The organism is Methanosarcina sp. 1.H.T.1A.1, from assembly GCF_000979295.1.
Taxonomy (GTDB): Archaea; Halobacteriota; Methanosarcinia; order Methanosarcinales; family Methanosarcinaceae; genus Methanosarcina.
The window spans coordinates 1-11,112 of the sequence record NZ_JJQY01000137.1 but is presented as its reverse complement, the minus strand read 5'-3'; the positions used below and the strand labels follow the sequence as shown (position 1 = coordinate 11,112).

11 protein-coding genes are annotated in these 11,112 nt (G+C 36.1%); 5 read left to right on the top strand and 6 right to left on the bottom strand.

Going from position 1 to position 11,112, the window contains the following annotated elements:
- Positions 1–484 precede the first annotated feature (484 nt).
- Positions 485–811, bottom strand: a complete 327-nt coding sequence (locus EO95_RS13515) for a DUF3303 domain-containing protein (protein WP_156164069.1) — start codon at positions 809–811, stop codon at positions 485–487.
- A gap of 210 nt (positions 812–1,021) precedes the next feature.
- Between EO95_RS13515 and EO95_RS18345 the strand changes: the two genes are divergently transcribed.
- The 3 genes from EO95_RS18345 (at position 1,022) to EO95_RS13505 (ending at position 2,198) form a co-directional block, all read left to right on the top strand.
- Positions 1,022–1,336 (top strand): hypothetical protein, encoded by a 315-nt coding sequence (locus tag EO95_RS18345; protein ID WP_235283026.1) that lies wholly within the window; start codon positions 1,022–1,024, stop codon positions 1,334–1,336.
- A complete protein-coding gene (locus EO95_RS18340) occupies positions 1,240–1,608 on the top strand; it encodes a phosphatase PAP2 family protein (RefSeq protein WP_235283028.1) in 369 nt (122 codons plus the stop codon). The genes EO95_RS18345 and EO95_RS18340 overlap by 97 nt, the downstream gene beginning before the upstream one ends.
- Before the next feature lie 194 nt (positions 1,609–1,802).
- Positions 1,803–2,198 carry a VOC family protein gene (locus EO95_RS13505; RefSeq protein WP_327037167.1) on the top strand — a complete coding sequence of 132 codons (396 nt, stop codon included), beginning with the start codon at positions 1,803–1,805 and terminating at the stop codon, positions 2,196–2,198.
- A gap of 51 nt (positions 2,199–2,249) precedes the next feature.
- Here the strand turns inward: EO95_RS13505 and EO95_RS13500 are convergent, their stop codons facing one another.
- Together EO95_RS13500 and EO95_RS13495 are read right to left on the bottom strand one after the other, a co-directional pair.
- Complete coding sequence (locus tag EO95_RS13500) at positions 2,250–3,602, bottom strand: MATE family efflux transporter (protein ID WP_235283025.1); 1,353 nt, start codon at positions 3,600–3,602, stop codon at positions 2,250–2,252.
- Positions 3,603–4,051: 449 nt separating this feature from the next.
- On the bottom strand, positions 4,052–4,249 hold the full coding sequence (locus EO95_RS13495; RefSeq protein ID WP_048135438.1) for a hypothetical protein: 198 nt from the start codon (positions 4,247–4,249) through the stop codon (positions 4,052–4,054).
- Between the two features lie 428 nt (positions 4,250–4,677).
- Here EO95_RS13495 and EO95_RS13490 point away from each other — a divergent pair, with 428 nt between their 5' ends.
- Positions 4,678–5,598 carry a carbohydrate kinase gene (locus EO95_RS13490; RefSeq protein ID WP_048135436.1) on the top strand — a complete coding sequence of 307 codons (921 nt, stop codon included), beginning with the start codon at positions 4,678–4,680 and terminating at the stop codon, positions 5,596–5,598.
- A gap of 601 nt (positions 5,599–6,199) precedes the next feature.
- Entirely contained in the window at positions 6,200–6,748 is a 549-nt protein-coding gene (locus EO95_RS13485; RefSeq protein ID WP_048135434.1) for a hypothetical protein, read from the top strand.
- 165 nt (positions 6,749–6,913) lie between these two features.
- On the opposite strand, the gene EO95_RS13480 is transcribed toward EO95_RS13485, so the two are convergent.
- From EO95_RS13480 to EO95_RS13470, 3 genes are all read right to left on the bottom strand, one after another.
- A complete protein-coding gene (locus tag EO95_RS13480; RefSeq protein WP_048135432.1) occupies positions 6,914–7,135 on the bottom strand; it encodes a hypothetical protein in 222 nt (73 codons plus the stop codon).
- Position 7,136: 1 nt separating this feature from the next.
- Complete coding sequence (locus EO95_RS13475) at positions 7,137–7,388, bottom strand: hypothetical protein (RefSeq protein ID WP_048135430.1); 252 nt, start codon at positions 7,386–7,388, stop codon at positions 7,137–7,139.
- Between the two features lie 244 nt (positions 7,389–7,632).
- Positions 7,633–10,713, bottom strand: coding sequence for an NACHT domain-containing NTPase (locus EO95_RS13470; RefSeq protein WP_048135428.1), 3,081 nt, complete (start codon positions 10,711–10,713; stop codon positions 7,633–7,635).
- Positions 10,714–11,112 lie beyond the last annotated feature (399 nt).

Below are 11,112 nucleotides of genomic sequence, written 5' to 3'. Positions count from 1 at the left end.
GGTTCGAGTCCCTATTCTCGAGATCCCTACCTGCGATCCAACCCTAGATTGAGAGGAAACCCTATTACTCTCAACCTATTATATTTTATAACGGTCCGGTAATATATATCATAACCGATCCAAAAAACCTTTTTTAATTCAAATTTTCAAGTTGGTAGTATATTTTTATTGTGATTAAACTTTTAACGCCATTGAAAATTATAATACAACCGACTTATCCGACATGTTCTCAAAAAAGAGCATTTATCCAGATCATTTTGGAGAATTACTCAAAAGGGGAACCACTGAAAGCAAGGAAAACATGGAATAAAGGAAATACGGACACGGTCTTTCAGTGCTTTCAGTGTCTTCAGTGGTTATAGAGTCTTGATTGAATTTGTCCGCCCGTCTTTGTTTACCATGCATATAAAACTTCGAGTGATTTAAGTGTATATTTACATTCGAAACTATAACCGGGTATTATAACCGGGTATTAAGAGTATAATTAATTGGTTAGTTGACTATAATTGGTTAGTTGACTATAATTGTCCATGTATTTTGAGGCGAATTTATTAAATTCTTCAACCCCTATGACAGGGAAAACGTCAACACGGCACAAATCGGTAAATAATGAATTGTAAGCCGTATAATCTTTTACGGACTTTACATCATATATAGTGATCACACGCCCTCCCCCTGCTTCAAACCACTGGTTAACAACTTTCAGCCCTTTTGGAGAACCCTTACTGTTCACCTGTTTCCACCGCTCATATAACTTAACACTGTTTTCAAGCTCAAATGTTGTTATGTCCAATAAAAGCATGTTTTTCATTTCCTTATTAGAGCAGGTATTAATATATTTTTGATGTGGGAGACGTTATATATAGCTATATCGATTTTGGATTTAGGGAAAAAATTTTGAGGAAGATGAAATACACATATTTTAACAGAAAATAAATCGTGCAGTTAGACGACCAGAAGTCAATTAATGACATAAAACAATAGAGCTAAATTTATATGATTTAAACTGAGCTTTGTGATAATGGACCCGAATCTTACATTATTTCATATCATCAATGATATGGCCGGAAAGAACTCTGTTCTTGATACTACGATGATATTTGCAGCACAATATCTCATTTGTATTTTTGCTATTTATCTTGCATATACATGGTTTGCAAAAAATAAATATCGGCAGGAGGCTCTGTTTGCCGGATATGCAGCCCTTCTCGGCCTGGGAATAAATTCAATCATCACTCAATTCTATTTTCACCCGAGACCCTTTATGGTTCCCACAGGGACACTACTTATCGCGCATGCCGCCGAGTCATCTTTCCATCTGACCATGCTACTATAATGATTTCTGTTTCGTTGATGCTCCTGACATTCAAAGATTTTAGGCGCAGCGGTGCTGTATTCTTCATTCTTGCGTTTACTGGTGGACTTGCGAGAGTTTATTCCGGACTACATTTTCCTATGGATATGGCTGGTTCCCTGCTTGTTGCTTTAGTTTCGATCGGTATATTACTGGCCCTTAAAAATTATCTGATCCCCATTAATCGCATATTCATTGCCTACTTTGAAAATATTGAGGAGAAGCTTACAAAAGGCAATTTGAAAACGTCGTAATAGTTGTTTAAGAAGCTGGAAAGTTCTTCAAATCCTTTTTTAAAAACCCAAAAACCCCTAACTTTCTTATCCTCAAAATGCCCAAACTTCCTGTGCCCCTTCCCCATCAAATAGAGAAAATTAAATGTCTAAAAAAGCAAAGCCTAAATTAATGTATAAATACCATCCAAACTATCTAATTATAACAGGGGGTAATTATCACGCCAAGAGTAGTTCATTTCGAAATACACGCAGAAGATATTGAAAGGGCAAAAAAATTCTACGAGAATGTTTTCGGCTGGCAGATAGAGAAGTGGGAAGGTCCCATGGAATACTGGAGCATAACAACCGGTAAACAAGAAGACCCAGGAATCGATGGGGGTTTGATGAGAAGGCAGGTAGGAGAACCGGGAGTAGACACTCCGATAAGCACCTATATCTGCACAATAGACGTCCCGGACATTGATAAATACCTGAATCAAATACAGAAGCACGGCGGCAAAGTGACTATGGAAAAGAGACCCATACCCGGCATAGGCTGGCTTGCATATTGTCTCGACACAGAAAAAAATATATTCGGGATAATGCAGCCTGACATGAGTGCCAGATAACCTTTTCTTTACTTTTTTCTTATTTATCAAGACCTCTTATCAGATCGAGCCTCACTTTCCCAGCCCAATTTGAAGCTTTTCTCTCTTCTTTTCCTTCTTCTTAAACTTCCGGTACTCTATCCCCAGCAACCCTGCAGCCAGCACGCAAGCCAGAAAATCCGAAATGGGAAACGCAGCCCAGACTCCGGCCAACCCGTAAAATCTCGGCAGGACCAGCACAAGAGGCAGCAGGAAAAGGAGCTGTCTTGCAAGTGACAGAATAAAAGCTGGCCTCGGTTTTCCAAGGGCCTGGAACACGGTTGCGCCTACGAGCTGGAAACCTATGAAAGGCAGGATAAGCACAACGATCCGCATGGCTTCGGCTCCTACGGCTGTGAGTTCAGGATCAGGGCTGAAGATATGGATGATAGGGGCAGGAAAGAGGAACATGACCAGAAAACCCGGGAGAGAGAAGAGAGTGCTGACTTTCAGGGCGACCTTAACCGATTCGACCACTCTTGAGAACTGTTTTGCGCCGAAGTTATAGCCTACAATGGGCTGGAGGCCGAAAGAGATCCCGAGCATTGGCAGGAAGATGAGCAGGAGCAGGCGGTGAATGATCCCGAAGGCTGCAATGGAAACGTCTCCTCCGTAAGTTACAAGGGCATTATTTACAAAAATCATCATGACACTGTTTGAAGCTTCAACAATGAAAGGACCGATACCTATTGCTATTACTTCTTTTGAGATTGCAGAGCTTGGGATCAGCAGCTTTGGTTTGAAGGTAACTGAACTTTTTCCGGCAAGGAAGTAGCGCAGCAGGAAGACCGTGGATGCAAGCTGGGCAAGTATAGTTGCAATAGCAGCTCCCCTGACCCCCAGGTCAAACCCGAAGATGAAGATAGGGTCAAGCAGCATGTTCAGGCCGGCCCCCAGGAGCATTCCGAACATTGCATAGCGGGCGTTGCCTTCGGCTCTTACAAGGTCTTCGGTTGCAATCCCGAGAGTAAAGACAACCGAACCTGCCATTATGATTTCAAGGTAAGCCTTCGCATAGGGCATAATGTTAGGCGTTGCCCCAAAGAGTTTTAGTAAAGGCTCAAGAAAGGCAAGCCCTGCAAGCGAGTAGGCAAGCCCAAGGAAAATTCCCAGAAAAAACACGGTCCCAAGCGCTTTTTCAGCTTTATGTGGCTCTTTTGACCCCAGAGACCTTGAGATAATTGAGGCTCCTCCTACCCCGAGCCCTATTGCAACCCCCATTGCGAGCATGTGGATTGGAAAAGATATCACCAGCCCACCAATTCCAGGAACGCTTTCTTCCCCGAGAGCCCTGCCAACGAAGATCGTGTCTACTATGTTGTAAAAAGCGTAAACAAGCATCCCGATTATGGAAGGGGCTGAGAGCTTGAAAAGAAGTTTACCCACCTTTTCAGTGCCCAGAAAGCTACTGTGTTCGCGTATCCCGGTCCTCTCCCGTCTTTCCTCTCCTGTCTATAAAGCTTAACAGGGTTTCCCGTAAGCGGGTAAGGTATAAAGCCATTTCGTAAATAAATTAGAATGAAAAATGGAGATTTACGGCCTTTAATCCGACAAGGCTCTATATTCAGTAAATTAGAGGAGTGACTGCAAACACAATAAAAAATAGCTTAGATTCTCTGTTTTTGCGGGGCTGTTTTCAACTATCAGGATTTAATTCGGGCTTAAAACTAATTCGGGCTTAAAACTAATTCGGGCTTAAAACCGGTTCCTACGTTGTTATCCCCTAATTTTAGCTCCTAATTTCAAGGGTGCTGTTTTCAACTGGTCTACCAGCACCTGAAAATCAGCACCTTTTTTAAATTAGGTTATTTTAAATCAGGTTATTTTAAATCAGATTAATCATCGCTTGAATCATCGTAATCATCTGTTTCTTCGTAATAATATTCTTCTTCTCTATTATTAGTGGAGTTTCTTTTCATCTTTTTACGCTTTACTTTTTTAGGTTTATTCATTTGATTAACAATTGCAATAAATAAAATTTCAAGTATCGACCTTACGGAACTAAAGATTTTTTCTACTATACCATTTGCCATATTTACCACCTTTTACGTTTTTTTACTATCCCCTATTTTGCAACATTGATTACAATATATATAAAACAATTATATTATTTAAGTAATGTTGTTGACGCCTATTTTCGCAACAGTGTGCTCACAACACTAAATTACAGAATAAATAACTTTAAAAAAATTTTTATGATTCACGTTGAAAACACACCTCTTTCCACAGATGTTGTTTTCAACAATCGTATAGCCGATCTATAGATGAAAATATCAATAGTTCAGAATATTAAGTAAAAAGTTTAACCCTAATATCAAATGCTTAATCTGAATTCTTTAACGAAAATACTCAATATTAAGAAGATCATTATTTTTTCTTGATTTGATTCGATATCAGCAAGAAAACATGGAAAATTTTATAGTGCTCGAATTCGGGCCGGGAGATAAATGAGGGTGAAAAGATGAAAAAGGAACAAACAAAGCCGATTACAGCCCTCACCTTCGGAGAAGCCCTTTTTGATATCATCAAAGGCACAGCCCATCTCGGAGGTGCCCCTCTTAACCTTGCAGCCCACCTTGCAAAACTGGGAGCAAAGCCGGCTGTGCTCACCGCAGTCGGAAAGGATGAGCTTGGCAAAACTCTCCTTTCCAGAGCTGAAGAGATGGGAGTTGACACTTCGTACATCTTAATCGACGAAAAAAGGCCGACAGGAACCGTAACCGTAGAACTGCAAGCCGAAGGAATCCCGATTTTTAATATCAATAAAGGCGTAGCCTGGGACGCGATTACCCCGGATGAAAGAAAATTTGAAGCCCTTGCAGCCGAGGAGTGGGATGTTTTCTGTTTCGGGACCCTTGCCCAGAGGTCGGAAGAAAACAGGAAGACGTTGAAAAGGCTGCTTTCGGAAATAAAAGCAAAACACTTTTTCTACGATGTAAACCTGAGAGCCGGATTTTACAGAAAGGAATGGGTCTTATCTTCCCTTGAGCACTGCACGATCCTCAAAATGAATGAAGAAGAGGCAGCCCAAATTTCCGGTATGCTTTTCGGCACCACGTATGCCTGTAGAATTCTCTGCCGCCTGCTTACGGACAGGTACCCGAAAATATCAGTGATCTGCATAACAAAAGGACCTGAGGGAGCAGCTGTATATCAGGATGGAGTCTATGAGGAGATTAAAACCACACCCGTAGAAGTTGCAGATACTGTAGGGGCAGGAGATGCTTTTTCTGCGGGATTTTTGTATACCTACCTTTCAGGGTACGGAGTTTCAAAAGCCACTTCAGTTGCCAGCATGCTTGGGACTTATGTAGCATCAAAACCGGGGGCGGTGCCGGAGTATTCGGAAAAACTTATGAAAGAACTGGGAATTTTGGAGTGAGGAAGGAAATCTTCTTTTCTGCAAGTCTTGGGATCTGAAATAGAAGGATTTCGTAGAAGGATTTCATGGGTTAATTCCATACCCCGGATTGAATTAGGGGGATATATACAACGTTAAAAAAATGTACGCTATTGAAAAATATCCACAGCACTATTTTTTAGAAAGTCGTCCTAACAAAAAATTTACTCATTTAATAAGGTTTTTTAATAAAAAATCAGAATTTTGTACGTATTGTGAAGTTAATGTACAACCTCTTTTTGGAAGTTGTTTTAACCAAAATAAACTTTTCTCTTTCGAAAAATGCCTTGAACCAAAAACCCACTTTTCATTTGTTTATAATTTTTCTCGAGTAAACATGAAAAATTATTTATCAGTGTTACTCGCTTAATCTAATTAACAATTACGCAACTGAAAGTTTGACACTACCGGTTTTCAATACACTCATGCAATTTCTAAGTTATATTAATCAAAACATTGGGTGATTAAACTGATCGAAGAAAATTCGGGATATATATCTTGTTTAGATGAAAACTTTAAAGATCTTAAGACAGATATCAGTAATTGGAAACTTACTATCAGACAGTATATGGAAACAAAAAGTATGTCAGAATATGAAAAAAATGAAGTACTCGATAAAGCAAAATTGCAGGTCGAGAGTATTCTTGTAAAGAACGATCTAACATTTCCATATAATGTTTGTTTAAAAGATTTTGATCTCAAACGTGATATATATTTTCGAACGAGTGCTTGTTATCAAAAAGAATCCTTTATTAAAGGTACAATATTAATTGAGATAAAATCACACCTTATCTGTAATAATATTGATATAATTACGCATATGATCCTTCATGAGTATTCTCACGCCATTTATGAAGTAGCATTAACTCATAATTTTTATTTACTTATTGAAATAAATAAACTCCAAAAGTATTACACTCTTTTAGACTACAAAACATCATCAATTAAAAATGAATTCGAATTAGCAAAAGAACAATTCTGTGAATTTTTTCCTTTTTATTTAATGGGGCGTATAGTGAGTGAGAATGTGAAAACAGAATATCCTATAATCCGGCTTCCTGAGGCTGAAAGAGAAGAAGTTGAAAAAATTTGTACAAAAATAGTAAAAGATTTTATGTGTACTTTCAAGTGAACACTCTACTGAAATAAATGAATTTATTTTTTTATTTACTTATTTTCGAATAAATAGTTAAACAAGAGTTTAATTAAGGTATTTTAGAGAGATTCGGTTGTTTGATCAAAAATATTGGGGGGGTTATAATACCCTTCATTTGTGCTTTCAGTCACTAGAAGTACATCAAATATATTCCACGATTTCAATTTTACCGCATTTAGGGCATTTGTATGTCACAACATCAATTGCCCAGTCTCCATAATCACCTGACATTTCGGCTGCCATATAATCTGCCATCTCACCTTCGGTCATATCGTCCATATCACACTCTGCAAGTTCCTTTTCTTTACGAATTATTTTCATTGAAACTCCACATTCATTGCAATCTTCATTAAATTCTGTCATTTTAATTCACCTCAATAATATATACATCCAAAATTTTCTTCACCTCTTTTGTATCTAGTTTAAAGTCGCCTTCCTTCACTCTGTTTTTCAATTTATTCAATGTACTTCTGTACTTTATCCCAATCTCCCTGGCTTTATCAGGAGTTAAACTCAGAATAAATTCCCTCATCTTTTCAATATCAGGGTACATCTCAACATGATTACTCTCAAGCTCCTGCATTACAATCTTGTTTGCTTCTTTTCCAATGTACACACATCCTTTAGGCTTCAGATGTCTTCTTTGTAAAATTCCAACATCCCTTTCAAACTTGGCTTCAGGATGGTCTATGTAATCAAGAAATATGTCACTTAATGGCTTCCAGTATTCCCTTCCCTGAAGTGTATTTCCTGTATTGTAATCAATGAATTCTTTCTCAACTACAGTTAATCTGTGTAATAGGTTACGTCAAGAACTATAATTCTATACTTTCTAAGGTTTAATTATCTAATTTCTATGGTTAAGAGAACCACTTTTCTTCAAATATTGGTAAAATAATTTCTCTCAAAGGATTTGTTGATTTATCTAATTCTCTGTCCATAATATTACTTATAATTTTTAAGCCGGATACTGTAATTGTAATTACAATAGTAGTAAATATTATCTCAAAAAAAGAAGCAGATATTATCTCATTCATAAATCGGACTAAAAAATAATATGAAATAACTGTAACTGCAGAAATTATTATATACTTCCAAACTTCATCAAATGAAAATGCGTTTCTACTTGACAATAAATTTGCAATAATAATTGGAATCCAGACAGGTATACATAAAAGATTTGGTAAAAAATCGTCTTTGTCCTCTATTATTTTGGATATAAATAGTGAACATGGAAGAAGCAAAATTAAAAAAGGAAGAAAAGACAAGTTAGGATGAGAGCTAATAATTTCACTTAAGTGCGATAAAAAAATAAAATGCCCACGCATAGAGTTAAGTGTAATGGAAGTTCCATAACTGAGTGAGATTATAGTAAGGGGTGTAGACATTATCATAATTATACTTTGATACGGTATTTTAAAAAAGATAGATTCGCTTTCAAGTTTGCTTTCTTTTCTTATATTAGTCCAATCTTCCACAGACACTGGTCTTTCAAATAATATTATAGAAATCATTTTTAATTTTAGAATTTCATCCATGCAATCGAAAAATATACATGGATAATTCTTTCTTTTTGAGAGATCTTTTACCTTGAGGTAATTTTTTGCCTTTATATCTTCATAGACTTTTCTTATAATTTCTTCTTTTCTCTGTATTTTGTTAGACCTTCCGTAGTAGAATAGTTCAAAATCTGATGACCATGGATCATTTTTTCCTGAGATTTCACAGATATCATTGTAACATTTAGAGAAATACATATTTGATACGAAAAGCGGTATACTTATTCTTTCATCTATTTTGGAATTTTCAAAAAGGTCTAAAGTAGAATTAAAAGTGTTTGGAGTATCCAGAATAAATCCAATTCTCCCACATATTTTCGATAGACTAGAATGTTCGACATCTTCAAAAGGAGACCATACCCAATCGAGAGTTTGTTGATCAATTCCATTTTGAAACTGATAACCACTAAGCTCTTTTTCAATATTTTTGTCTTTGATCAGAGAACTTAGACTCCAAGCGGCCGTATAAGCAACTTCACTATTATTGTCCCACAAATAAGGAACTATTGATTTAGCTGCGAAGGGAGTTCCTACCTCCCGAAATATCTTAATGCGCGGAACTGAACTTACACTACTTGATTCATTTTCTAAGGCTGGAACAATAAAATCTCCCATTTTAATTAACAAACTTCTACATTCTTCAAAAGTAAAGAAATTACGAGCCAATACACTAGCAGCTTTAGGTAAATTTGTAGTAGAAAGTGAAAAGGCAGCTCCTTGCCTAACACTAGTGTCTAAAGATTCATTTTCCAAAGTAACTACTAAAAATTCAAATATCTCTGAGCCTCTCTTACTTTTTATATTTGAAGCAAAAGATCCAAATCCCTTTAGAATAGTGTCCTTTTGAAAAGTGTCCAAAGAAGTTTGTTCTATAATTTTCAGTTTAAATTCAGTAATTATTTTATCAGCTAGCTCATTATCAACTTTGCTAGCATCTGCTAGACATTCAAAGGCAAACGTAGAATTTATTTTGTATAAGCCTTCTATTAAAATTGTGCAGTCATAACCAAAACCACACCATAGCTTTACGGTTTCACGCCAAGTCTCCTTGTATTTATTATAACGCGTTAGTATAGCTTTTTGATTATTTCCTAAAGCCTCTGCAGCAAAATACTCTTGGAGACTAAGGTGAGCAAATTGATATGAGTCCCCCCCATCAATTGAAATTAGTAAACCACTTCTCTCAACTATGTCTTTTAGAATAAGATGAGGATCTTCTCTTTCCATACCATTGGATTTTGATACATTTTCAATCCCTCTTATAATTAATTTATGATCTATAATTTTCCTGTTTTCTTCTTCAGTATCTTGATTAAATAAAGCCAAATGCTTCAAGATTTCTTTTTTACTGGCGGCTAAGTATTTACTATCGTTAATGTCTGGATGCAAACCATTAAGCAGTACATTACAAGCCTGTTTATAAAATTCAGCTCTGGAATGAGGTAATTCATAGTTTGGATTACAATACAAATAGGCAATGATCGTTAACATCAATGGATTTCTTGCAAGTTCCATTATACGAGGTGTATCATGAAGTGTTTTTAAGAGTTGGTTAACAGATTTATTTTCAGGTAGTTTTTCTTTCCAGTACTCTAAAAATTGTGAAATCTGCTTATCCTCAAACTCTACTACTTCTAAAATTTGCCGATGAGGGATATTGAATAGCTCATCATTGTATACTTCAGATCTACAAGTGATGACAAACCGAACTTTTGTGTATTTTGTTACTAACTGTTCTATTTTAGCAACTATCTCTTTCCTTTTTTCTTTATTTACTTCATCCAATCCATCCATGAAGATTATCAAATTACCTTCATTCAATAACCTCTCTAAAAACTTTTTTCCATTTATAAAGTTATAATTATTGAGTGTCGATAATAAATCATCAAATAGATAGGTAGAATTCGAGTTAGCAAGTGTGCTTACTTCTAAAAATATAGGAAATAAAGAGTTTGGAAATTTAGATAAATCTTCTATGAAAGAAACAAGAAGGTGCTTCAACATAGTAGATTTCCCAGAACCTAGTTCACCAACAACTACAATACGATCAAATTTCTTGACAGCTTCCTTAGATTCTATTTTTTCTGTTTTTAGAGAGTGATATAGTCTTAGTGGTACATAAATATCCTGTAAATTTAATGGCTCATCTCGAAAAGGAATACGGATCTCTGAGTACTTGTGCAAGATAGCTTCTTTGTATAATTTAATAGACTTTTGATGTAAAATCGGAAATCCACTTATAAACTCATATAATTTCTCAGGAAGCTTGTCAATAATTTTTTTGTTAAATCCATCGAAAGTAGTTGTAACATAAGAAGTTATGACATAAGCTGCTAACCCATAAATAAAAAGTAAAATATGGTTATTAGTATCGATATTCATGGAACTCAAATCCGAACCAAATCAAATTCTGGAGCCTTGCTATTATAAAGCAGTTATTTAGGAACACATAAATATATAGTTGTTTTTTTGTTTCAATTTAGCCCTCGTCATAAGCATTATTTAGTGACGCTCTGAGAGTAAGTTCCAAACTCAACAACAATTGTGTCATCTGAAGTTGAATTATTAACAAAAGGTAAAAACATTTTTTGTAAAAAGACATTTAGTTTTTTTCTTTAACCCCTTAACCTTAAAATTTAACCCCACAATCTTAAAACTTAAAGCTTTTCTTAAACCTTAACCCCCAAACTCAGGGCTAACAAAATCAAGCTCTTTGGTTTTCCCTGCCAAGTAATGGACTAACCCCCTGACCTTTAAGAGCAGTGTAGACTTCGGGTGGTC

Coding starts and splice junctions, on each gene's coding strand:
- EO95_RS13480 (WP_048135432.1), bottom strand. CDS start 7,135: ATGACAGAATTTAATGAAGATTGCAATGAATGTGGAGTTTCAATGAAA.
- EO95_RS13515 (WP_156164069.1), bottom strand. CDS start 811: ATGAAAAACATGCTTTTATTGGACATAACAACATTTGAGCTTGAAAAC.
- EO95_RS13495 (WP_048135438.1), bottom strand. CDS start 4,249: ATGGCAAATGGTATAGTAGAAAAAATCTTTAGTTCCGTAAGGTCGATA.
- EO95_RS13470 (WP_048135428.1), bottom strand. CDS start 10,713: ATGAATATCGATACTAATAACCATATTTTACTTTTTATTTATGGGTTA.
- EO95_RS13485 (WP_048135434.1), top strand. CDS start 6,200: ATGTCAGAATATGAAAAAAATGAAGTACTCGATAAAGCAAAATTGCAG.
- EO95_RS13490 (WP_048135436.1), top strand. CDS start 4,678: ATGAAAAAGGAACAAACAAAGCCGATTACAGCCCTCACCTTCGGAGAA.
- EO95_RS18345 (WP_235283026.1), top strand. CDS start 1,022: ATGGACCCGAATCTTACATTATTTCATATCATCAATGATATGGCCGGA.